This window comes from Hymenobacter defluvii, from assembly GCF_017589435.1.
Classification (GTDB): Bacteria; Bacteroidota; Bacteroidia; order Cytophagales; family Hymenobacteraceae; genus Hymenobacter; species Hymenobacter profundi.
Genome location: NZ_JAGETX010000024.1, coordinates 17,076 through 38,045, shown reverse-complemented (window position 1 = coordinate 38,045; position 20,970 = coordinate 17,076). Strand labels below are relative to the sequence as shown.

Here is a 20,970-nt window from a genome sequence, read left to right as displayed (position 1 = left end):
TTTCTTTTCCACCTACTTACCAGGTACGTACCATAAATAATCTGCTATGGCCAGCACAACAGAGCCTGAGCTGAGTTTCGCCCAGGTTAAAAGAGAGATCAATCTAGTAGACCTAGCCCTGACACTAGGTTATGAGCATAACCGGGAAAAGAGTGGGCCAAACATGGAGAAAGGGAAGTTTCACGTCTTCGATTACCGGGGCAATAAGAACCTAGACCAGATCATCATATCCAAGTCACCATCGGGTGACTATATGTATTTCAACCGGCAAAATGATCGGGATAAAGGCAGCGTGATTGACTTTATCAAGTTCAGGTTAGAAAACCCGCTGATAGACGGTATTCGGCCAACGCCCGGTAAAAGTATCTGGGGCAGTGTGATCGACAATGCCCGGCAGTTCATGAACTTGCCTCCCGAGCAGCGCCGCACGAGTGAGAACCTACAGAAGACTATTGCGCCCATCGAAAGAGGGGATCAGTACATACCTAACTTCTTAGCGAAAACAACGCCCCTGACCGACACGAAGTATCTTAACTGCCGGGGTATCAGCAACGAAACGCTACAAAATCCACTGTTTGAGAATACGGTTCGTAACCACGTTCACGAGGGGATAGGTAAGAATGACAAGCCGTACAAGTTTGTCAACACGGCCTTTCTTCAGTCGCATAAAAACAACATTGTCGGGCTCGAAATCAAGGCCCAGGGTTTTATGGGGCAGGCCGCAAACTCGCTTAATTCGGCGGCGTGGTGGCTATCTAACAACACGCCCCGGACCAACAGCCTCATTGTGACCGAAAGCGGAATAGACAGCTTATCTCACTATCAGCTGAAAAAGCCGGAAAACACGATGTACGCCAGTGGATCGGGGGAGCTGACTGACAACAAGATTTTCGAGTTGAAACGGGTTATTCAGGACAAGGGGATAAAGAACGTCAAGCTGGGATTCGACAACGACGAGCAGGGGCACCTTTTCGATACGAAAATGATTGCCGGGCTCGCAGCGGCCATCAACCCTATGACGATAGAGCGCAATATGCCGGGGCTAATAACCGTAACTGTAACTTCCAACGAGCAGGATCAGTTTATTGCCCTACGCACCCGCGCTAAGGAGTACAATCAGCGCATGACGGAGGGTTACCAGCAAGTAGCCGGCAGCAACGAGCCCCCAGGTAATACGCTCAATACCGAGATCATTACGGCTGGTAAGTCGGCAGAGAACCGGTTTCAGTTCCACGTACCAAAGCGGCTTGAAACCCTGGCTTTCTTCAACAAAGCGCTGATTGAATCTTTCCCAATGTCGGTGAAGCTGGAGGTTGTTAAGTCACAGGCGAAAGATTGGAATGACGATCTGAAAGAGTCGCTGAAAACCAAGGCTCCGCAGCAGGCCACCACTATAGCTAAAGCCGCGAGCGCGGCCAGCGAAGACGAGGATACCCCCCGCCGACGTGGCATGAGAATGTAGGAACTAGGATCACTTATACAACGAAGGGCTACTGATCATTCAGTAGCCCTCCGTTGTTTTGAGGCATTAGCGGCGGCTAGGCGGAACGACGTAGTGGCTCGGAGTCAGCAGGAATTGTGGTAAGCGAAAAGCCGAACAGATTAACTCCCGTTGCGCATTGCGTCAGGCATACGCGGTTGGCGGATTCAAGGGGGGAGGGAGCGAGCATATCAGCTCCCTGGTAAGGGATTATGGCCTAGCAATAGTCGGAGCCTACCAAGAGCGCATTGACGAGGCCCTACTTCAGCAAATAATTGATTCCGCCGCCGAGTGCTCAACCAGCCAGGCGGCTTAACCAGTACCCCCATTAGCCAACGGTATGAAAACGATTCATGTAACCCTGTCCTTCGCGGTCCAAGTACCGGATAACGTGGCCACCAAGGATATTACCTTCTCGGTGGGCCAGAACAAGCTACTAGCCCACTATCAGGGCAGCAGTGGGGGAGGGGAGAGCGCCGTCACCGGCACCTTTGAGGCGCGCATTACCGCCGAGGTGTATTCTGCTTGGACGATTTGCCATACGGCACTGACCGAGCAAGAACAAGGCTGGGGCAATAGTTGCCAGCAGTGCGAGCAGCAGGCAGCGGAGGCCCAGCGACGAGAGAAAAACTGGCAGCGAGGCCAATGGCAACAGCAAGAAGCCCAACGGTAGGAGGGAGGGGGGGGGATGCTATTTATTTGTAAAATATGCATTTTTATTGTTGCTTTATGGTAACAGTGTATGTATATTAAACGTATAAATAGTAGTCTTTACCCCTTAATACTGAGACAGATGTGTTACCCCACCGTTGAGGCGCAAGAAGTTGTTTTTGCGCAACTAGAAGTACAAGGCCGGCTTATTTCGCCGGTTATCAGCAAGGCCGAGCAGGAGGAAATACCCCAAGGGTACGAGTTGAAGCGGCACGAAATAGGCTTCCTGCGTTCATTCAAGCTCTATTACAACCCCGATACCCGCCACAGTCTGGTAGCCATCCATGGGCTGGGGGTGTTCAACCTGGGGGAGAGCCAAACGGAGGCCCAGCGCCGGGAACAGCGGCGAGAGCAGCTACTGACCGTAACTACGGCCCCCCTGGTAGCGAATATTGGGGACCGGCGTTTTCCCTTTGCCAGCGTGAGTGAGCTAAGCAGCTGGATAGCGGGGTTCCTGGGAACGGAATTGCAGCAGGACGATACCGCCTTTATTGAAAGCCAGCTTTACCACGGGGGCCGGTCCCGCGTACGCGCCCGCCTGGGCATAGCCTACGTGACGCAACAGCCCTTTCCCGGTACTCGCTGCCTGTATACTGTCAGCCGACCTTACGAGGGCAGGCTACCCGAAACGATAGGTTACGGCAGTTGTGAGGACTTGTTAGCCGCCCACCGGCAGCAGGCCGAGCCGACGAACCTACGTGAGTTCCGCATCCGGCAAATATGGGCTCCTGCTGAGGCGTTCCACCTAATTAGCGGAATAGCACCCTATTGTGTGCGGCAAGTGGATATTAAGGCAGTTGCTGACTTGGATTTTTTGGTTGATGTTTTGTAGTTCAGCTTGTCGATAACTCGCTGTTTAATACCCTTAATACCCTGTTGTATGAGTGTTCCACTTTCTCGCCAAACAAGGCGTAAGCGGCCATTACCTGCTGCCAGTAAAAAGAAGATTGCTAAATCCAACACTGGCACCCTACTGAAAAAAGTCACTTACGCAGAGTTGGCAGAAACGGGCTGGTCGAGGCCGGAAATTGGATATATTCTAGCCTTTATCCACCAGATCGGGGACAGACTTAAAAGAGAATACCCCGACCAAAAACAGGATGCAAAGAGCATAGCCCGGTACTTCGCGGAGCCAGATCAGTAACAGTTTTAGGAAGCGTTGGTCAGTGCGGCCAGTATGATTGTTGTAAAAAATGCAGTTTAAAGGCTGTATACTGGCAACGTATTTAGGGCAATTAATTAAAGCGCCGTTTTTTTTCCGAAGCAGCAAAAAAATCTACCCATTCCTATGTTAACACGAACAGTCACGGAAGCCATTGACCTGCACTTCTACCAAGTATATCTGAAGCGCGGGTTTGTTATAAATATCAAAGCGGTGGCCTTAGAGCAGGCCCAGGGCTTAGCAGGCAAGTACAGCCGTAATTGGTTTCTGCTACGGGCTGGCGTAGTGTCGCCCGTGCAGGCCCAGCAGGCGAAGGCCGCAGAAATGAAGCTGACACTAGGCTACCATTCCGGTTCACTCAGTAACGGCCAGCAACAGCGGATTCGGGATTATTTAGACCGGGCCAGCCCAAACCGGCAAGCAGTGGTGCAGGAGCAGTGGGATGAGTGCGGGGAACGCCCCACCGACGACGCCTGTGCCTCTGACGCGAATCACGCCGTAGCCTTGGACGCTTTTGCTTCCGAGCAGGAGGTAAGTGATTTCTATCACGACTACCCCGAGCTGGCTTGCGATTAAGAGCCAGAAGTAGAACAAAAGGGAAAAAAAAGCCCCGCCCCAATGAAAAGCCCGCTCCCGAAAGAGAGCGGGCTTGCTTGTTTTAGGGCCGTATAAATATGTATTTTATACCTGTTTTATGTTGTATTTTAGTAACATAATGGGTAAATTAGACGTATAAATAATATCTCATAACCCTTTAACACTCTGTCTGTGATGCTAGCCGAAGCTACCGCCGCCACCCCTGAAACCGCCGCCGCGCTCCCCATCTTGGGAGCGGAGTTGCGCCACGTCCCACTTGCTGACATTTACGTTCAGAACTACCGCGCTACCATGAGCGCCGAGGGCTTGGCCGAGTTAGCCGAGAGCATCAAGCACTCCGGCTTGATTCAGCCCGTTACCGTGCGCCCGTTGGCCGAGCCGATAGAGGGCAAGCATTACGCCCTTGTTTGCGGTGGTCGCCGCTATGCCGCCCACGAGTTGGCCGAGTTGCCGACCATCCTTGCCAACGTGCGGGAAATGAGTGAGCAGCAGGCCGAGGAAGCCCAGCTCATTGAGAACCTACAGCGCGAGAATCCGCACCCCGCCGACGAGGCCGTAGCGGTGGTACGCCTGAGCGCTAACGGGGCCAGCCACCACGAGATTGCCAGCCGACTAGGCAAGACCCTGTTGTGGGTTGCCCAGCGCCGCGCCATTAGTGAGTTGCTGCCGGTCTGGATGGAAGCCCTACGGGCCGACAAAATGACCCTGAGCGCCGCCGAAGAATTGGCTCGTTGGCCGCAGTCGGTGCAGGAGCGAGTGCATACCGAGAAGGCGCAGCACTACAATTACCAGCAGATTACGGAGACTTCGGTAAAGAACTGGCTGAACAGTGAAATGCGGGTGCTCACTAGTGCGCCGTGGTCGCTCGAAGATGCCGAATTGTTCCCCGCTGCCGGTGCCTGTGCTACTTGCCCCAAGCGGAGCAGCTGCCGGGGGGTGCTGTTCATGCAGGAAGTCACGGCCAAAGACACCTGCCTCGATAGTGGGTGCTGGGGTAAGAAACTGACGCTGCGCACCGAGCAGGCACTAGTAGAGTTCAGTACGCCGGAATTACCCGCCCAGCGCATTTCCAGCAGTAGCTACAGCGCCCCAGCCGGTGCCCTGCCAATGGGCCGGTACGAGCTTACCAAGAAGAAAAAAGGCATAGGGTTCGGGGTGTACGTCGATGGGCCGAAGCAGGGGCAGGCCGTGCGTATTGTGGTAATCGGGCCACCGAAACCCGAAAAGAGCCGGGGAGAGCAGAACAAGGAGAGCCGCCGCAAGCGCCTGACCACCGAGGCTACCAAGCTGGTTGTTGCCCAACGCGCCGCCGTGCTGCTGAGTGGGACCGACGAGGCCGGGGCGCAGGCCCGTTGCGTTCTGATGGCTGAGCTGATTGCCGACCAGTTGAAGCGTAACCGGCAAGGGGCCGACGAGCCGCGCTTGTTTACCGCGCTGGTGCAGGAGTGGGGCTGGCAGAAAGTAGAACTGAAAACCCACGCCTACGGCGAGGAAAAAAAGCTGATTCGGGAGGAAGTAATGCGGGTAGCGCCCACCGAAACCGAGCTTTCCCGCCTGCTGCTGTTCGTCGTGGTTCACTACAACCTGAGTTACGAGTTCGACAACTACCAGGACAAGGTAGTACGGCTGCTCGACAGCGAAACGCTTACCGCTGGCTTGGACGAAGCCGCGCAGGAGCAACTAGCTAAGGAGTACGACCCTGTTACCCTTCGCGTCCGCAAGTAGCGGCCAGTACCGCGACTCCGGCCCAGCTCATGCAGCAAGCCGGGGTTAGCCGGTGCCGCCCTTTTTCTTCCCTTTGGTTACTTTTTCACTCTTCATCATCATGACGACAGCAACTCTTACCGCGCCCGTAGTAGCAGCAGCGGACCTATCCAGTCCCGACGCAGTTGATTTCTACGCTGGGGGAGGGGGGGCCTCTTTCGGGTTACACGCCGCAGGGCTCAAAGTATTGGCGGGGCGGGGAGCAAGGAGCCCTGTTTGCCAACGCCGGACAGAACCGCGCCAGCTAAGCGAGTAAAGCCTGACGAAAGGGAAGAGAAACCGCCCCCGCGAGAGGGTGGTTTCTCTGATTTTCAGGGGGTTTCTATGTAGAAAAACGATGCATATTTTGCAAATAAATTGTTGCATTGTGGTAACTAAGGACGTATATTAGACGTATAAACTAGGAGTAAAAACCTCTTATAAACGCTCTAAATGCCTTTTTTTATGACTGTCAGCCGTTATGATGCCGAATCCGAAACTCCCATCCTTCGCATTGTAAGCGCCGATGAGGTAACGGAACCCGATCCTACCCCGCCCAGCCCCATGATGGTGCTGGTTGCGGCCGAGGAAGCAGCCACCCACCGGACCCTGATTGAGTACAATGGCGTGCTTTGGGGGGGCGGTGCCCCGGACTCGATTTCGCGCATAGTAGCCGAGCTGGGACAGCACGACCTCGACCCGGATTTCCTGTATACCGGCCAAGGCCAGCCTTACATCAGTAGCGAGGAAGGCAGGTTCGTTTTCTTCGGCCGCTTCAGCCACGTCAGCCGCACGTACCGCGTGCTGACCAACGATCCGGCAGTCATAGCGCAGTTAACCGCTGCCATCAGTGCCAATCCTACCGTGCTGGCCTTCTACGACGAGCAGCAGCGGCCCGAGGACGCGGAGTAAGCCACCGGCCCTTTTTCTTCCCTTTCGTTTTACTTCCCCCGTCATGCCAAAACCTGCCATTACCTACGATTGGTCGGCTATTACGCGCTCCTTCGAGTTCAACGCGCTGGGCCGGGATACCAAGGAGACTGCCACCTATTTTCACCCGCTCACCTACGGCCCGGAACAGCCCGCGCCGAGTCCTGAGCACCAGCAGCTAAGTGACTTTCTGGTAGCGCTACGGCCCTTGATAAAGTTGCCGCGCCCCGACTGGCAGGCCGACACGGGCGAGCGCATTGCCGCCCTGCAAGAACGAATAGAGCAAGTAAAGCGGCGCATCTGGGTAATCCAGACGGAAGGCCCCGCCCGCCCCGCTTCCGCAACCCCCCTTTTCGACTAGTCTTTCATTCCCCTCAGTTAACGCCTACCGCTATGTTCGAGAAAGTCATTCGGCGCCACAAAGCCGCCTTTGCCCCCCCGCCCCGCAAGCGCATGCTTAAGGTTTCTGCTTGCCACCAGACCCCCGAGGTACCCGAGTATCCCGACCCGACGCCGGCAACTTACTTCTTCGCTTTGCTCGGCTTCGTGCAGCAGTGGCGGCACCAGGCGCAGCATTGCCGTGACTTGTATAGCCTGAAGTTGTCGGTTCATCAGTTGGTGATCGGAACGTTGCGCCAAGAGCTGCGAATGGTGCGCCGGCAGTGCTTTCAAGGCCCGCTGACCGTCCGGCCCCTGCGTGGCCTGGGGGTTGATCAGGACGGCAAACTACGCGTGCAGGCCCACGTTTTCGGGGGCAAGGTGCTGGCTTGCCTTGACCTGTTGGTATCATGAGCCCGTCGAAAGACCCGGCAGCACAGCGACGTATCACGTACGATCTGGGTAGCAAGGCCGACGCGGCGCCACCCACGGCAGACAGCTTGCTGGTGAGTATGCGCAAGGACAACACCCCCGGCACCGTGTATCACGTTGTTGCCGCCCGCCAGGTGAAATCGACCAAGTACCCACACCGGTACGCGCTCACGGTGGTAAGAGCCCCAGACCTGCTGGCTGATGTAGTTATCCGCCGCCGTCGCATCCTGATAAGAGGCAAGCAAGCCTTTCCGCTCTATTGGTATTCCCGAACCCGTAAACCGCGCCCTTAGTATGGCTATTGGCTTTCAACCAAAACCGAAACCGGCTCCCAAAGCGCCGTTTTTTCACAGCTCCTGTTTGGGCCAGCATGATCTAGCCATCCGACAGGACCCCGAGGCGTGCTGTCGGATTATTGCCGAGCGGCTAGCGCTGGGACGGCCCGCGCTGGGTCACAATGCCTGGAGCTACGTGCACTCGAACGGCGGGGGAGCAGACTTCCATTTCAACTACGGCCCCAGCGACAGCTACAGCGTCAGCACGAACCGCCCGGAGCTGATTCAGCAACTTACGCTGCTGATCGTGGCCAGTGTCGATACGCCGGAGGTCCTCGACCAGACGCCGGGCTTGCCCCGTCGCGTCGGGGGCCAGGATTGGGATACGATTCGCCGGAGCTGGGAATACGTTATGTTGGGCCGCGAAAAGGACTGGAAGAATACCGGCTATGCCCGCGCCCAGCAATACACCCGCAACCAGCCCGCCCCGAGCCAAGCACATAAGCGGCTGTCGGGCCTCTATGAAGGGCTGTTTGCTTTGCATGCTACCCCGTGGATGGAGCGCAGGGAGGATCTAAGCCAGCGCATCGAGAACGTACGGCAAAGCCTTGACGAAGTGAAGCGCAGCATCTGGGTAGCCCAGGGCCAGGAAAACTCGCTCGATGCCCAGGCCCGGCAGTTAGACTTATTCGGGCGCGCGCAGCAAGCCGCGTAGCCCCCACTACTTCATCATCTGGTCTTATGGAAACCACTGAGCCGATTCTTCTCTCCTTATCCCATGGCCGCGGCATTGCACCCTTGCCCGATCATTTCAAATATCATGGCCAGCGGGGCACGGCCGTTCACTTCCTGAAAACGTGGCAGCGCTTTTTCCGCGAGATTCACGGCGGGCTCAAACCGTTCGAGTTACGCTACGACGACCGGCGGTACCAGGTAGGCGATATGTTGGTGCTGAGGGCCTACAGCCCCAGCTCCGGCTACTATTGGGCCGAGGAACTACTAGCCGAGGTAACCTACGTGTTGCGCCACTATCCGGGCATAGCGGAAGGCTGGGTTATACTCGGTTTGTCGGTGCTGAAGTATCAGCGCGGGCCGGTGTGTATCGACAGTCAGGCATTCGGCTACCAGCGGCCCGGCATCGAAGCCGGCAAGCAGTTCCCAGCGGAGTTGGCCGAGGCCCTGAGCACAGTCAAGGCCCACGAGTCGAAGAATCGGCAAGCGGCCGTCGAGCAGGGCTTCCACGCCCGCTACTACGGGTATAGCTTCGATGCCAGCCCCTATTCTGATGCCGGTGGTTACGGGCGCGGGGGTCAGGTCACGCAGGCCAATGGCTGGCGGGCCGGATGGCGGGCTGCTGAGGCAGTGTTGGGCAAGCCCATTGTGCCAGCCTACGCGCCGGCAGTTTACGGCAGGCCGATGTATAAGCCCGGCGACCACCTCAGCTGGCAGTACGCCGGGGAGCGCCTACCGGGTAATGGGATAGTGGCCAGCGTCGAGCAGGAACGGGCCGGAGGCGACTGGATCTACCTAGTCACCAACCACCACGACGAGCCGCAGCATGTTCGGCAGCAGTTTGTCACGGGGCTGTTTGTCTTTTAGCGCTTTGCTGACAGTCAATCGGCAAGCTTCAACGAAAGGGAAGAAAAGGGGGGGTGGCCCCTGCTGGTATCAGGTAATATTTGCAATATTATTGTTGTAAATTGGTAACAATCTGTGTACTTTGTACGTATAAAGCACTAGATAGTCAATTAGTTACCTCGTATATGAGCCAGCTCCCAATTTCCCACGAGCCCATTTCACTGCTCGCTATTGCCCGCGCCGTTGTCGCCAGTTGTATGCCCGGTTTGCAGGTCGTTCGCCACCAGCCCGAACTACGGAAGGCTCCCGTGGAGTACCAGGGCCAGCGGTTGCAACGGGGGCTAGGGCGCCAGTTCCGCCTCTTACTGGCCAGCCAGGAAGGGGAGTACTTATGGTTACTGGAGGTAGAGGGCATTACCGGGCTTTTCGAGGTACAAACGCTCGCCCCCGACGTGCAGGCCCAGCAGGAGGCCGACGAGAAAGCCGCGCTGGAGCAAGCGCCTTACCTGCTCGGTATCGGGGAGCGGCGGTTTCCGGTAGCTGACGTGCAGCAGGCGGTGGAGTGGTCCACTTTCCTGATTGGCTACCTGCCCCGCTTTCCGCAGGGCTTCATCTTGGATACGGACTTTTTGAGCCGCGATTACGCCGCTATTGCCCGCCAGATGGAACGGGACCACATCTGTCCGCTGAATGGCACGAAGGGCGTTGCTTACCTGCTACCCGGTACCGGCCAGCGCACCTACGCCCTGTATTACCAGCCCAACGCGGCCCCGGCCGGCGCTGACCCCGACGCGCTACTAGTGTTGGTTTCTTTATGAACGCTGCTAGCCTACGTGCCGCCCAGCTTGATTTCTTTCAGGCACCGGCCCCTCGAATGACGGTAGACTGCTCCGACGAGCAACTTGATCTGGGCAGCTATGATCGGGTAGTGATTGCATTGTCAGGCGGCAAGGATAGCATTGCTCAGGTGTGCGCGTATCTGGAGCGCGGCGGGGACCCAAAAAAGATGGAATTCTGGCACCATATCGTTGATGGTCAGGAGGTTAGCAAGCTTTTTGATTGGCCGTGCACAAACGGGTATTGCAAAGCCGTGGCAGCGTTTTTCAAGGCTCCAATCTACTTTACCTGGAAGGTCGGCGGGTTCGAGGGAGAAATGCTGCGCGAGAATGCGCTGACCCAACCTATTCGGTTTGAGGCTCCCCAGCCGGACGGTTCGATCATCATCAAGCAGACGGGCGGCAAAGGCGGTAAGATCAGTACGCGCCGGAAGTTTCCGCAGGTTTCAGCGGATTGTAGCGTACGCTGGTGCTCTTCATATTTGAAAATTGATAATGCAAGGACCGCTTTACGCAATCAGGAGCGTTTTAATAACTCTAAAACACTGTTCCTGTGCGGCGAACGCGCCGAGGAAGCCTTGTCACCGCAGGAGTTCCTTCAGTATCGAGCGGGCACCTTGTTGGCCAGCCAGGTAAAGGGCCGCGCTGCCTACCCTCGGTTCCAGGTCGATGATTCCGACGCCCGTAACAGTTCGATGCGCCGGCATATTGACCGCTGGCGTCCCGTGCACGGATGGAGTGAGGTCGAAATTTGGGCCATCTTGGAGCGGTGGCGGATCAATCCGCATCCCTGCTACCGGTTGGGCTGGGGCCGGTGCTCCTGCGCGGCCTGCATCTTCAATGGCGCCGATGAATTTGCCAGCTTACGCCTCATCAACCCGAAGCAGTTCAACGCCCTGGTAGGCCATGAGGTGGATTTCGACCGGACGATGAAGCGCACAATTGCCCTCAATGCCTTAGCAGATTTGGGTACTCCGTTTGTCATGAAGCAGGCCGACATAGACGCGGCTATGTCGGAAGAATGGTACGAGCTAATTGAGCTGGCTCCCGGCGAGTGGGAGCTTCCCGCAGGCGCGTTTTCCCGTGGGGGTGGTCCCAGCTAGCCGAGTGCGATGGACTTCATTCATTACCACGGCACGCCCATGGGCGGCCGACGCAGTGATAAGGTGGTGGCCCTTACCAATCGGTTTGCCCTGGTACCGTACCCGCGCCCCGACGACCTGGCCCTAGTGGTGGAGTTGTGCCGGGGGTTTCTACTCGATAACGGAGCCTTCAGCTACTGGAAAAAAGGCTACACCGAATTCCCCGATTATGCGGGCTATGTGGCCTGGGTGGAGAAGTGGCACCGGCACCCCAAGTTTCAGGGAGCCATCATTCCCGATCATGTAACCGGCACCGAGGCCCAGAACAACGCATATCTGGATAGGTGGCCGCAGCACTTACCCGGTATTCCAGTCTTTCACATGCACCAGTCACTCGATAGGTTATTATGGCTGGCCCAGCATTACGAGACAATTGCGCTGGGTGGGGGCAAAGGCTACGAGGTGCTGAAAACGAAACAGTGGTGGCACCGGCTGCACGAGATGATGAACGTATTATGTGACGAAGCCGGGTGCCCGCTTTGCCGCATCCACGGCCTACGGATGCTCGACCCGAAGGTGTTTACCCTGCTACCGCTGGCCTCGGGCGACTCAACCAACGTGGCGCGCAACAGTGGCCAGGTAAAACGCTTCCGCCACACCACGGCCACCACGCGGGGGGAGCGGGCCAACCTGATAGCGGACCGCATCGAGTCCCAGACGGCCGCGCAGCACTACCAGCGGCCCGCCAAGCAACACTACCAGCGGCCCGCCAAGCAACACTACCTCCAGGCCAGCCTTTTCGACTTGCCCCAAGCGGCCTAACCTCTTTTTCCCTTTAGAAATGAGCTTTATCTGTAACCATTGCGGGGAAACCTGGGATAAGCACCCCGCAACCCAAGTTGCGTGCCCGGATTGCAAGGCCAAAGTAGGTAGCCCCTGTGTGCGGCCCAGCGGGCACACGCTCATGTACGGTGAGGTTCACATTGCCCGCGAGCAAGTAGCCGTCGATACTGGCCTGCTCAGTAAGACGTGCCCCAACGCACCCCGCCCGCCAGTTACGCCCACTGCTACAGTTGTGGAGCGCAAGACACCCAAAGTTTCACCCAAGCAGCCTACCGAGCAACTAACCCTATTCTAATTTTATGCAACCACAACCCATGAAGCCCCCCGTTGACTTAACCGTTGGGGATGCCGTGTACTACCCGCGAGAGGAAGTGCTAGGCATCATTTACGAAACGTACAGCCGGGGTACCAAGGAGCGCCCAGGGGTGCAAGTGCTGCTGAGCAACGGCAAAGACCTTAGCGGATTCAGCCCCCAGGATGCCGATCAGTTTTTGCAGCCGGTAGGGCATACGGGCCTTACCTACCAGTTTCAGAATGTGACCCAGCTAGCCCGCGACTACGAGCGCGGTTACTTTGCTATGGCCTTTGTCTTCGCGCAAGCCTTACTTGTCTTGCGCCGTAAGCGAACATAGCTACTACCGGAGGGGCAATAATTTGGTAACCAGTGCTATTTATTTGTTTTATATTGGTAACATTTTAAGTAGTCAACTAACCATTAGGCGATGAATAACTTAGATATGCTGCCCGGTGTAGTGAAAGTGCTACCCTTCGTCGTACATGACGACGTGCGGTATAAGCCCAGCCAGTGTGAACTATTGGTGCACCCGGAGCAAGGCTGGTCGATAGCTACCGAGTTGGCAGCCGGTCCCAATAATATTTCGGTAGCGCTTACCCTCTGTCATCACACGCTGGCCGCGATGATCTGCAAAGCGCATAAGATCGAGCTGGCTCACTTTACGCTGTTCACCCGGTATGCCTACAGTGAAGCCCACGAGAGCGTTTACGTGGTACGTTTCAGTGCCGGAGAGCGAAACCTGTTTGATGAGGTGCGCTTCGTTGGAGCCAGACGCGAGCTGGTGAATCCGGCCGACATGGCAGCCGTGAAAAGGTATCTCTGCGATGGGCAGGCCCCGCCGCGAAACTGGCGAGCCTTGGTAGCTGGCTGAGCAAACCGAATACACGAAAGGGCAGCAACTCCGATTGTTTGCGGCCTAGTCAATTCTTTTCTTCCCTTTTGCTCAAAAAGGATTTGGGCGTCCCCCTTCGGGTCGGGTGTCTCCGGGCTCCGCTACCGCTGCGGTCCTACGGACTAAACCCTACACCTCCCTGACGCAAAAAAGCCAGCGGCGATAGATAATACCAAGTGTATATACTACTTGTAATTTGTTGTATTTCAGTAACAATATGGAGCCTGTTCACGTATAGCTAAGTAGGATAAGGGAAACATAATCAACTACTTCGCTATGACAAACGCCACTAAAAAAGCACTCCGGGCCGACCTGAAAGCGGTACTCGCTAAGTACAACGTGGCCATTGCGTTTACCTGCTCGGATAGCAGCGATACCCACGGCCTGTATAATGCGCGGCTGGTGATCCAAGATGCCACAACCGAGGCTATCGTACATGATACCGACAATGATTGGCAGATACGAGCTATTGATCTGAAGTAGTGCTACAAGAGTCGTTGATACCAGGTTGAGTTATCAACGACTCTTGTAGTTTCTCACGGTCTGCTGTAGCGGATTATCATTACCTGTTGTGGATTCTCACCGACTGCTGTATAAATCAAAGGTTGACAAAAGGGAAGAAAAAGCGGCAGAGCGGGAAGCCTTTTCTAACTAGAAAAACATTGCATATTATACCATTTACTTGTTGTTATTCAGTAACAAAGGAGGGGCCGAAAACGTATACCCATATAGAAACAACGTTCAAACCTTCAGTTACTTAGCCATGAAAGCCACCGCCAAAACTGCCGTCAAGAAGCCCGCCAAAAAAGCTGCCAGCAACAAGCCTAAAGTTGACGTTTATCAGATGTTGACAGATCGATTTATTGCCAAAATGGAGGCTGGTATGATTCCGTGGCAGAAGCCTTGGCAGAGCTACGGCCCCGCTCGCAACTTTGCCTCGGGCCACGTTTACACCGGTATCAATGCCTTGCTGTTGCCGTTCCTCTGTGATGGGATTCCGTTGTTTGTCACGTTTTTGCAGGCCAAGGAGCTAGGCGGCAACATTCGGGCCGGGGCTAAGGGCTTGCCCGTCGTGTTTTACAATGTGGTGGAGAAGGACAACGGCAAGGGCGACGATAAAAAGGAGAAGATTCCTTTTATCCGCTACACGACGGTTTTCAGCGTGTCGGACGTGGAAAATGTGGTGCTGGACCTACCCGAGCTGGACCAGCGTCCGAATGAGCCGATTGCCGCCGCGCAGGCCGTAGTAAGTAGCTGGGGCCAGTGCCCCCGCATCGAGCACAAGCAGCAACGGGCTTTCTATGTGCCATCGTTGGATTACGTGAACATGCCGCTGCTAAGCTCTTTCGTAAGTGCCGAAGCATATCATTCAGTACTGTTCCACGAGCTGGTACACGCCACCGGCCACAAAAGCCGCTTGTTTCGGGCTGATCTGGCTGATAACCTTGAAAAAGGCAGCGCCGGATATGCCCGCGAGGAATTGACCGCCGAGATGGGAGCCGCGTTTCTCTGCCATCTGGTAGGCATCAACCCCGCCTTGACCGAGGAAAACACGACGGCCTATCTACAGCACTGGTTAGGCCACCTCAAAAACGACAAGAAGCTGTTGGTGCAAGCTGCGGGCCACGCGGCCAAAGCCGCCAACATGATTCAAGGCATTGAGAGCGAGCCCCACGGGGCGGACTCGACCGCCGTAGCACAAGGACTAGTTTCTTTGGCAGTCCCTGGTAAGACCGGGTAAATACTGCTTGAATAGTGTTACCAACTTGCAACTTTTATAGTACCTTTCTCCTTTCTAGTGTACTTCTTATTCGGCTAGTATTATGACTCTCTCTCCAACTCGTCCCCGCCCCCAGGTAGCCCCCCAGAGGAAATTTCCGTATGTTCCCCGTATGGAAAAGCCCACCTTCTTACAACAGGAAGCTACCGAAGCCCAGCGCCGCGATATAATCAACCGAGCCTACGCTTCCGGCGAGGCGCAGGGGGCCATTATTACGGACAATGCCAGGGCTGCCTATAACCGCTACATTGCCGGCGATATTACGCTGGAGCAGGCCGTAGACCTGGCCATGAGCATCTATCCGAAGCCGGCCGCGCAATCCTGATCCCCATTCATTCTAGTACTAGCCATAGTCGGGCCTACTCTTATCGGTAGGCCCTTTTGCTACGTAGTAACTTAACTTATAGCGATGGATGCGTTTCAGGACCCCCGATACAGCCGCCCGAACAACGAAGTTTTTTTCAACAACGTTGGGGCCACGACGGAAAAGGAGCTACGGGAAGCAGAAGGTAACAACATTGGTCGGGTCGCCCTGCTTGTTGATGGAATCAAGCCAATGCCCGGCGACCTCGACGCGGCCCACCTGAAGCGCATTCACAAGGAGTTGCTGGGCAAGCTGTACCCATGGGCCGGCGAAACCCGCGCCTGGGGGCAGTTCCAGGGGCATAAGGAATTGCGGCAGGGTACGTTGTTCTTTTCTCCTTACGAGCAGATTGATACGCGGCTGGATCTGCTGAGCGACCAGCTCAAACAAGAGAACCAGCTGCGAGGACTCGATAAGGATCAGTTCGTCAAGCGGCTGGCGTACTACGCCGATCAATACAACTACGTGCACGCTTTCCGGGAGGGCAACGGCCGGACCTTGCAGGTAGTGGTGGCCGCAATCGGCCGGGAGGCGGGCTACGATGTGCGCCTGAGTGAGCAGCAAATAAAAGAGCGCTACAACCAGGCGCGCGACACGGCCATTCTCCGCAAAAATGCCGTGAACCCGGACGACAATCTAGTGCCCTTGCAAAAGTTGTTCAGCGACGCGACGACGCCCACGCCGGGAGCCCACGCCGAGCAGCTACGGCACCCTGATCAGGCGCGGCCCCTGGTGGCCCAGCACCCCGCCATGCAGCAGGCCGAGGCGCTGCGTACGTTGATTGTCGGGAGCCGGGAGCTTACCGAAGAATTATTGATGCAGCGGATCGTAAAGCATGAATTCAACGTGAGCCCGGATTACGTCTACAAAGCCAAAACGCAGGAAGCGGTTTTGATTGGCAAAGCGCAGGACGTGCAGCGCGAGCCGGTGACGTGGCCAACGTTTCGGGAGGAACTGCAAAAGCAGATGCAGCAGGTAGAATCCGACCCTAATGTTACCCGAGCTTCACGGGCACACTTAACGCAGCTGACAAAGGCGGGGGCAGTACTCGACACGAACAACGCGCTCACCCCTGCTTTTCGGGAAAGTGAAATTCCCCGGCAGCCGTTGGCCCTCTTAGGCCAGTCGCTCGACAATTTGTGGAAGGGAGGCCAGATGGAAAAGCTGTTGCGGGGCCAGGTATCGGACAGTTTGCCCTTATTCGTGGGTGAGAAGCAAGTGCCCATGCAGCTGATCTTGAAGCGCAACGAGAAAGGCGAGGCGGATATGCGCGCCATCTTACCGCCTGAAGTCCGGGAATCACTCAAACAGCAAATTGCTGCTCGTAAAGCCGATCAACAGCAAGGGCCGGACCCGAAGGCGCAGGCCCCTAAGCAGACCCCCCCGAACAAGCCCGACGACGACGAGGAACCCAGCCAGCGCAGAAGGCGGGGACCGAAAATGTAAGGCCGGGGCCGGTGGTTACGATGCCTGGAGTAGATCTTCTAATCGAAAGGTAGTAGGCTAGGGACCAGCTACACTTGCTTCCTAACTGTTACCATAGACAATGAAGCCCGGCTATTTAGTTGGGCTTTTTGTTTCTTGCGTGAGGGGTGCGTTCCCGCCTCTCTGTCTCCAACTGACAAGCTGTTTAGGATTGAAAACCAAGAAGACAACTAGCTACAGTGCTTTCATAATATATTCGACCAACGAATACGGCATGAAGTCCACCACGGCAGCAAAACCCTAGCTATTAGCTCAGGGCTGCGCACTCCCCCTTTTGATTATGAAAAACACCCTCTATTTGGTCCTACTTGGCCTTGCTGGCTGCGGTTCCCCTTCCACGCCTGCGGCTGACCCCCGAATTGCCCAAGTTCAGACACTACACAAGGAACTACTCGCTATAGAGACTCCCTTTTCAGAGACGGAAAATCAGATACTCGAACTGGAAAAGGAAGTCAAGAAAATCAGTGCCAACGGGTCAATGGAGCTAGATAAAGGCTTGCCATCACGTCGCCGGGAGTTTGCCAGTCTGGTAGCCGCAAGCGAAGCTTCAATAAGCACCCTTAATCAGCTTGACCCTGCTAAAAGCCAAGATGCCACACAAGCGCAGCTTATTGGCCAAACGCTCGAACGGGAACAGGCAATGGTGAAGCGGGCAAATGAGTTGGTGGAAAAAAACAGGACTTGGCTGGGCTTCTTTCAAAAAACGGCCGCATACCGCGACAGTATCAAAAACCAATAGGGCTAAATAGCTCTCTTCACCTAAACCGAACGAGAGACTTAACTTACCAGCATCAACCCTTCTAAGCGGGTGGTATAAGCTGGGGAGCACCATTGGGCTTTGCCTTCCCAGGGCGTTTTACCTGAAGGCAGCAGGGTAGTAGCCAGGCGAACCGTATTCTTCCCGAAGCGCCGGTTTACCGCGTCAAGCTCGGCCATCAGGCGGTTACGTTTATCGGACGAGGGCGCCGGCTCGAACAACGAAAGTTGGGTTTGGCCCGCGGGCTCCAGGCCATCGAGTACGACCCCGGCTTTGGTATAGCGGGAATCCGCCTGCCATAGTCGTTTCACGGCGAGGCGGGCTACGCGCAGCAACTCGGTGGTATCACTGGTGGCCACGCGTAGCGTGAGCACCAGTGAGCAGGAGTAGGGGGGCGGTTCCAGCCCGTAGCGGCTTTTGCTCAGATAGACGGTCATCAGGTGGGCCGCATCCCCTTGCCGGCGCAGCTTTTCCGCCGCCCGCGACGTGAACGTACCTACCGCCGCTAATACCTCATGAAACGCGCTCAGGGGTTGGCCGAAGGTGCGCGAGCAACTGATGCTCTTACGGGCCAGCGTGCCATCTTCACTCGGGGCCAGCCCGTGACACACCCGCCCTTGTAGTTCCTGCACCAGCCGCGCTCCCACCACGCCCCCTAAGTTCTTGCGTGCCCAGGCATCCGAGCAGCCGGCCAAATCCGCCGCCGTGCTGATACCGGCCGCTGCCAGCTTAGCAGCGTATTGCCGGCCAATTCCCCACACGTCCCCCACTTCGACTTGTTGCAGTGCCCAGCACCGCTTTTCGTCACTATCCAGGTGCAGCACCCCACCCAGCTCGGGCCGCTTCTTGGCAAGGCGATTGGCTAGTTTGGCTAACGTCTTAGTTGTAGCAATTCCGACGCAGGTAGGGATACCGGTACGGCGCTTCACATCGGCCCGGAGGGTACGGGCAAACGCATCAAGGTTGCTGGCCACGTACTTCTCTAAACCGTGCAGATCCAGGAAAGCCTCATCAATGGAATATATTTCCACTTCCGGGGCTTTTTGCGCTAAGTACCACATGACTCTGCGCGACATATCCCCATACAGGGCATAATTGGACGAAAACACGTTGACGTTGTGGGCTGCTAAATCTGGTTTGACCTGAAAATAAGGGTCGCCCATGTTAAAACCTAATTCTTTTGCCTCATTCGAGCGGGCAATAACGCAACCATCGTTATTAGATAATACGATGATGGGCTTTCCTTCCAGCTGGGGTTGAAAAACCCGCTCACAGGAAGCGTAAAAATTGTTGCAATCGACTAAGGCGAACATGAGCAAGCAGGTTAGTCGCGGGTGCGCAGTAGGGCCGAAAGCTTGCCTGGTACCAACTCATGCAGCACATGGGTTACCACGCCCCAGATCACAACCTCGTTTGTATTATCAATCTTATAAGGCTTGAAATTAGGGTTGGCCGGTTCCAGCCACCAGGTACCAGCCTTGCACACCAGCCGTTTCACCGTGCATTCCCCTTCGACCACGGCCACGACAATATGCCCGTGGTCGGCCTCCATCTGCTTGTCTACTGCCAGCAGGTCGCCGGTATGTATTTCGGCCCCCGCCATGCTTTCCCCCGCCACGCGCACCAGATAAGTTGCGTCGGGATGCCGCAGTAGCAACCTATTGAGGTCGAATAATTCCTCAATGTGATCAGTGGCCGGCGAGGGAAAACCGGCCGGAACTTCACAGCTGAACAGCGGTAGGTAGAAGGGGTTTTCGGTGGCAACAACCGGAATTAATTCAACGTCACTCATAGACCACGCAGACTAGGTTGGTCGCAAGTATACGCAGGTACTAATCAAATTAGCTGCATGAAGCTAAATAAAATAGTAATTCAGGTATAGGGGTAGATGTATTCTCACTACCCGGCGCGGCTGGCGGGCTCCGAAACTAGAAAGAACAAAAGGGAAAAAAAGAGGAACGGGAACGCGAAAAAGATGTTCAAATAATTTGTATTAAATGCACTTATTTTGTTTTTATTTAGTAACAATGGCGCTATATTTTCGTATAATATACAAATAGACAGATAGTTACATAGTTTAAGCCGCTCCCATGAAAGCCACTGCCACCGCCCCCGAAGTTGTAGCCAGCCGCCCATCTCGTCAGGAGAAATACAACGGCATGAACTGGATTAGCCAGTATAAGCGCTTGGCAATCTACTTGCGCGACGGGTTGGCGTGCGTGTGGTGCGGGGCCACGGTAGAGCAGGAAGGCACTCAGCTCAGCCTCGACCATGTGCAAGCCTACAGCCACGGCGGCAGTGACGAGCCATCCAATCTGGTAACGTGCTGCATGAAGTGCAACCGCAGCCGCAGCAACCGCAGCAAAGAAACTTTTGCCGCCGTAGTAGCTCGCCGGTTGGGCAATGTCGTTACGCGGGAGCGGATTCTAGCCAACATCTACAACGCCCGGCGCCGGCAAGTAGAATTGCACTACCAGACCGCTAAAGACCTCGTAAAGCGGCGCGGCTCCTGCTTTGCGGCGTTGCAGTCCAACGAGCTACAGGGGCGCAGCTAGCGCCCCGACTTGCCATCTGATAGCAGAATTACGGGCCGCAGGTAGCGGTTTTTTTGTGTTCAATTTGTACATAGAAATACAGGTAAATAATACATTTATTTTGTTATTATTCAGTAACAAAGTAGCGGCTGTTTCCGTATAACCTAGTAGATAAACAATCAGTTACACCCTTTATCTGCTGCCTTATGCAACCTCCCGCCACCTCCGTTCAGAGAATCAGCCAGGCCGAAACTACCAAGCTGATCCGCGCCGCGCTGAAGCGTCACTTCCCCGGCGTAAAGTTCTCGGTCAAGCAGGCCACGGGCTCGATGGTGAGCGCGGTAGATATAGCCTGGACGGACGGCCCCAGCACCGGGCAGGTAAAGGCCCAGGTTGGCCACATGGTAGCCGGGGCCTTCGACACCAACGGCGACGACTGCTATACGAACAAGGCTCCCCAGCCCCATGTTACCGGGCAGGGCGAGTTGGTACCCGTACGCTACGAGCTGGATTCAATCGACTACCAGCGCCGTTTTAGCGGCCCGTACTGCTTTGCCATTGGGCAGAGCCTCGACCTGACCACCGCCCCCACGTTGGCCCAGCAGCTCGATTCGTTGCTGCAACGCTACCAGGGCGAAGCGACCATAAAGACCCACGAGGCCACGGGTAACGTGCTGTTTTCGTCGGGTCACCATTTGGCCCAGCATGATTTCAGAAGCTGCCAGCGGGCGCTAGAGGCCCAGGGCTACGGCGCAGAGGTGGACTACGACGCCCAGGAGAACCGCCACTTTCTGGCTATCTATTCGGTAGCCTAGT

At 55.8% G+C, this 20,970-nt stretch carries 27 protein-coding genes; 25 read left to right on the top strand and 2 right to left on the bottom strand.

Translation table 11 applies throughout. From position 1 onward, the window contains the following. Positions 1 to 46: 46 nt before the first annotated feature. The 23 genes from J4D97_RS20900 to J4D97_RS20790 all read left to right on the top strand — a co-directional run bounded on the left by J4D97_RS20900 (position 47) and on the right by J4D97_RS20790 (position 17,602). A complete protein-coding gene (locus tag J4D97_RS20900) occupies positions 47 to 1,462 on the top strand; it encodes a biofilm formation regulator BssR (protein WP_208309266.1) in 1,416 nt (471 codons plus the stop codon). 358 nt (positions 1,463 to 1,820) lie between these two features. After that, entirely contained in the window at positions 1,821 to 2,153 is a 333-nt protein-coding gene (locus tag J4D97_RS20895) for a hypothetical protein (RefSeq protein ID WP_208309265.1), read from the top strand. Between the two features lie 120 nt (positions 2,154 to 2,273). Further along, positions 2,274 to 3,023 carry a hypothetical protein gene (locus J4D97_RS20890; protein WP_208309264.1) on the top strand — a complete coding sequence of 250 codons (750 nt, stop codon included), beginning with the start codon at positions 2,274 to 2,276 and terminating at the stop codon, positions 3,021 to 3,023. 48 nt (positions 3,024 to 3,071) lie between these two features. Next, entirely contained in the window at positions 3,072 to 3,335 is a 264-nt protein-coding gene (locus tag J4D97_RS20885; protein ID WP_208309263.1) for a hypothetical protein, read from the top strand. Between the two features lie 144 nt (positions 3,336 to 3,479). Then, entirely contained in the window at positions 3,480 to 3,929 is a 450-nt protein-coding gene (locus tag J4D97_RS20880) for a hypothetical protein (protein WP_208309262.1), read from the top strand. Positions 3,930 to 4,124: 195 nt separating this feature from the next. Beyond that, the gene (locus J4D97_RS20875; protein WP_243900443.1) at positions 4,125 to 5,675 is read left to right on the top strand and encodes a ParB/RepB/Spo0J family partition protein; all 1,551 of its coding nucleotides are present in this window, start codon (positions 4,125 to 4,127) and stop codon (positions 5,673 to 5,675) included. Between the two features lie 483 nt (positions 5,676 to 6,158). Then, on the top strand, positions 6,159 to 6,605 hold the full coding sequence (locus tag J4D97_RS20870; protein ID WP_208309260.1) for a hypothetical protein: 447 nt from the start codon (positions 6,159 to 6,161) through the stop codon (positions 6,603 to 6,605). A gap of 43 nt (positions 6,606 to 6,648) precedes the next feature. Further along, a complete protein-coding gene (locus J4D97_RS20865) occupies positions 6,649 to 6,984 on the top strand; it encodes a hypothetical protein (RefSeq protein WP_208309259.1) in 336 nt (111 codons plus the stop codon). A gap of 32 nt (positions 6,985 to 7,016) precedes the next feature. After that, on the top strand, positions 7,017 to 7,415 hold the full coding sequence (locus tag J4D97_RS20860; RefSeq protein ID WP_208309258.1) for a hypothetical protein: 399 nt from the start codon (positions 7,017 to 7,019) through the stop codon (positions 7,413 to 7,415). Further along, a complete protein-coding gene (locus J4D97_RS20855) occupies positions 7,412 to 7,726 on the top strand; it encodes a hypothetical protein (RefSeq protein ID WP_208309257.1) in 315 nt (104 codons plus the stop codon). The genes J4D97_RS20860 and J4D97_RS20855 overlap by 4 nt, the downstream gene beginning before the upstream one ends. A 67-nt stretch (positions 7,727 to 7,793) precedes the next feature. After that, entirely contained in the window at positions 7,794 to 8,423 is a 630-nt protein-coding gene (locus tag J4D97_RS20850; RefSeq protein WP_208309256.1) for a hypothetical protein, read from the top strand. A 26-nt stretch (positions 8,424 to 8,449) separates the two neighbouring features. Further along, positions 8,450 to 9,307, top strand: a complete 858-nt coding sequence (locus tag J4D97_RS20845; protein WP_208309255.1) for a DUF3850 domain-containing protein — start codon at positions 8,450 to 8,452, stop codon at positions 9,305 to 9,307. 164 nt (positions 9,308 to 9,471) lie between these two features. After that, positions 9,472 to 10,104, top strand: coding sequence for a hypothetical protein (locus tag J4D97_RS20840; protein WP_208309254.1), 633 nt, complete (start codon positions 9,472 to 9,474; stop codon positions 10,102 to 10,104). Next, positions 10,101 to 11,225: a hypothetical protein gene (locus J4D97_RS20835; protein ID WP_208309253.1), complete on the top strand. Its 1,125-nt coding sequence runs from the start codon at positions 10,101 to 10,103 to the stop codon at positions 11,223 to 11,225. The genes J4D97_RS20840 and J4D97_RS20835 overlap by 4 nt, the downstream gene beginning before the upstream one ends. A gap of 9 nt (positions 11,226 to 11,234) precedes the next feature. Beyond that, the gene (locus tag J4D97_RS20830) at positions 11,235 to 12,026 is read left to right on the top strand and encodes a hypothetical protein (RefSeq protein WP_208309252.1); all 792 of its coding nucleotides are present in this window, start codon (positions 11,235 to 11,237) and stop codon (positions 12,024 to 12,026) included. A 19-nt stretch (positions 12,027 to 12,045) separates the two neighbouring features. Beyond that, the gene (locus J4D97_RS24040) at positions 12,046 to 12,342 is read left to right on the top strand and encodes a zinc finger domain-containing protein (protein WP_432207222.1); all 297 of its coding nucleotides are present in this window, start codon (positions 12,046 to 12,048) and stop codon (positions 12,340 to 12,342) included. 4 nt (positions 12,343 to 12,346) lie between these two features. After that, complete coding sequence (locus J4D97_RS20820) at positions 12,347 to 12,679, top strand: hypothetical protein (protein ID WP_208309250.1); 333 nt, start codon at positions 12,347 to 12,349, stop codon at positions 12,677 to 12,679. 90 nt (positions 12,680 to 12,769) lie between these two features. Beyond that, positions 12,770 to 13,213: a hypothetical protein gene (locus J4D97_RS20815; RefSeq protein WP_208309249.1), complete on the top strand. Its 444-nt coding sequence runs from the start codon at positions 12,770 to 12,772 to the stop codon at positions 13,211 to 13,213. Positions 13,214 to 13,510: 297 nt separating this feature from the next. Further along, positions 13,511 to 13,717, top strand: coding sequence for a hypothetical protein (locus J4D97_RS20810; RefSeq protein WP_208309248.1), 207 nt, complete (start codon positions 13,511 to 13,513; stop codon positions 13,715 to 13,717). 280 nt (positions 13,718 to 13,997) lie between these two features. Then, on the top strand, positions 13,998 to 14,975 hold the full coding sequence (locus J4D97_RS20805) for an ArdC family protein (RefSeq protein ID WP_208309247.1): 978 nt from the start codon (positions 13,998 to 14,000) through the stop codon (positions 14,973 to 14,975). Between the two features lie 151 nt (positions 14,976 to 15,126). Then, entirely contained in the window at positions 15,127 to 15,339 is a 213-nt protein-coding gene (locus J4D97_RS20800) for an antitoxin VbhA family protein (protein WP_208309246.1), read from the top strand. Between the two features lie 84 nt (positions 15,340 to 15,423). Then, positions 15,424 to 16,824: a Fic/DOC family protein gene (locus tag J4D97_RS20795; RefSeq protein ID WP_208309245.1), complete on the top strand. Its 1,401-nt coding sequence runs from the start codon at positions 15,424 to 15,426 to the stop codon at positions 16,822 to 16,824. Between the two features lie 319 nt (positions 16,825 to 17,143). After that, positions 17,144 to 17,602: a hypothetical protein gene (locus J4D97_RS20790; RefSeq protein ID WP_208309244.1), complete on the top strand. Its 459-nt coding sequence runs from the start codon at positions 17,144 to 17,146 to the stop codon at positions 17,600 to 17,602. A 38-nt stretch (positions 17,603 to 17,640) separates the two neighbouring features. Here J4D97_RS20790 and J4D97_RS20785 read toward each other — a convergent pair whose 3' ends face one another. Further along, a complete protein-coding gene (locus J4D97_RS20785; protein ID WP_208309243.1) occupies positions 17,641 to 18,933 on the bottom strand; it encodes a Y-family DNA polymerase in 1,293 nt (430 codons plus the stop codon). Positions 18,934 to 18,944: 11 nt separating this feature from the next. Next, positions 18,945 to 19,412, bottom strand: coding sequence for a LexA family protein (locus tag J4D97_RS20780; RefSeq protein WP_208309242.1), 468 nt, complete (start codon positions 19,410 to 19,412; stop codon positions 18,945 to 18,947). Between the two features lie 298 nt (positions 19,413 to 19,710). On the opposite strand from J4D97_RS20780, the gene J4D97_RS20775 reads away from it, so the two are divergent. Together J4D97_RS20775 and J4D97_RS20770 are read left to right on the top strand one after the other, a co-directional pair. Beyond that, a complete protein-coding gene (locus J4D97_RS20775) occupies positions 19,711 to 20,175 on the top strand; it encodes an HNH endonuclease (RefSeq protein ID WP_208309241.1) in 465 nt (154 codons plus the stop codon). Between the two features lie 185 nt (positions 20,176 to 20,360). Continuing rightward, the gene (locus J4D97_RS20770) at positions 20,361 to 20,969 is read left to right on the top strand and encodes an LPD29 domain-containing protein (protein WP_208309240.1); all 609 of its coding nucleotides are present in this window, start codon (positions 20,361 to 20,363) and stop codon (positions 20,967 to 20,969) included. The last annotated feature ends 1 nt before the right edge of the window (position 20,970 follow it).

Coding starts and splice junctions, on each gene's coding strand:
- J4D97_RS20780 (WP_208309242.1), bottom strand. CDS start 19,412: ATGAGTGACGTTGAATTAATTCCGGTTGTTGCCACCGAAAACCCCTTC.
- J4D97_RS20785 (WP_208309243.1), bottom strand. CDS start 18,933: ATGTTCGCCTTAGTCGATTGCAACAATTTTTACGCTTCCTGTGAGCGG.
- J4D97_RS20855 (WP_208309257.1), top strand. CDS start 7,412: ATGAGCCCGTCGAAAGACCCGGCAGCACAGCGACGTATCACGTACGAT.
- J4D97_RS20880 (WP_208309262.1), top strand. CDS start 3,480: ATGTTAACACGAACAGTCACGGAAGCCATTGACCTGCACTTCTACCAA.
- J4D97_RS20875 (WP_243900443.1), top strand. CDS start 4,125: ATGCTAGCCGAAGCTACCGCCGCCACCCCTGAAACCGCCGCCGCGCTC.
- J4D97_RS20810 (WP_208309248.1), top strand. CDS start 13,511: ATGACAAACGCCACTAAAAAAGCACTCCGGGCCGACCTGAAAGCGGTA.
- J4D97_RS20770 (WP_208309240.1), top strand. CDS start 20,361: ATGCAACCTCCCGCCACCTCCGTTCAGAGAATCAGCCAGGCCGAAACT.
- J4D97_RS20815 (WP_208309249.1), top strand. CDS start 12,770: ATGAATAACTTAGATATGCTGCCCGGTGTAGTGAAAGTGCTACCCTTC.
- J4D97_RS20820 (WP_208309250.1), top strand. CDS start 12,347: ATGCAACCACAACCCATGAAGCCCCCCGTTGACTTAACCGTTGGGGAT.
- J4D97_RS20845 (WP_208309255.1), top strand. CDS start 8,450: ATGGAAACCACTGAGCCGATTCTTCTCTCCTTATCCCATGGCCGCGGC.
- J4D97_RS20885 (WP_208309263.1), top strand. CDS start 3,072: ATGAGTGTTCCACTTTCTCGCCAAACAAGGCGTAAGCGGCCATTACCT.
- J4D97_RS20900 (WP_208309266.1), top strand. CDS start 47: ATGGCCAGCACAACAGAGCCTGAGCTGAGTTTCGCCCAGGTTAAAAGA.
- J4D97_RS20830 (WP_208309252.1), top strand. CDS start 11,235: ATGGACTTCATTCATTACCACGGCACGCCCATGGGCGGCCGACGCAGT.
- J4D97_RS20795 (WP_208309245.1), top strand. CDS start 15,424: ATGGATGCGTTTCAGGACCCCCGATACAGCCGCCCGAACAACGAAGTT.
- J4D97_RS20790 (WP_208309244.1), top strand. CDS start 17,144: ATGAAAAACACCCTCTATTTGGTCCTACTTGGCCTTGCTGGCTGCGGT.
- J4D97_RS20865 (WP_208309259.1), top strand. CDS start 6,649: ATGCCAAAACCTGCCATTACCTACGATTGGTCGGCTATTACGCGCTCC.
- J4D97_RS20800 (WP_208309246.1), top strand. CDS start 15,127: ATGGAAAAGCCCACCTTCTTACAACAGGAAGCTACCGAAGCCCAGCGC.
- J4D97_RS24040 (WP_432207222.1), top strand. CDS start 12,046: ATGAGCTTTATCTGTAACCATTGCGGGGAAACCTGGGATAAGCACCCC.
- J4D97_RS20805 (WP_208309247.1), top strand. CDS start 13,998: ATGAAAGCCACCGCCAAAACTGCCGTCAAGAAGCCCGCCAAAAAAGCT.
- J4D97_RS20835 (WP_208309253.1), top strand. CDS start 10,101: ATGAACGCTGCTAGCCTACGTGCCGCCCAGCTTGATTTCTTTCAGGCA.
- J4D97_RS20895 (WP_208309265.1), top strand. CDS start 1,821: ATGAAAACGATTCATGTAACCCTGTCCTTCGCGGTCCAAGTACCGGAT.
- J4D97_RS20890 (WP_208309264.1), top strand. CDS start 2,274: ATGTGTTACCCCACCGTTGAGGCGCAAGAAGTTGTTTTTGCGCAACTA.
- J4D97_RS20860 (WP_208309258.1), top strand. CDS start 7,017: ATGTTCGAGAAAGTCATTCGGCGCCACAAAGCCGCCTTTGCCCCCCCG.
- J4D97_RS20840 (WP_208309254.1), top strand. CDS start 9,472: ATGAGCCAGCTCCCAATTTCCCACGAGCCCATTTCACTGCTCGCTATT.
- J4D97_RS20775 (WP_208309241.1), top strand. CDS start 19,711: ATGAAAGCCACTGCCACCGCCCCCGAAGTTGTAGCCAGCCGCCCATCT.
- J4D97_RS20870 (WP_208309260.1), top strand. CDS start 6,159: ATGACTGTCAGCCGTTATGATGCCGAATCCGAAACTCCCATCCTTCGC.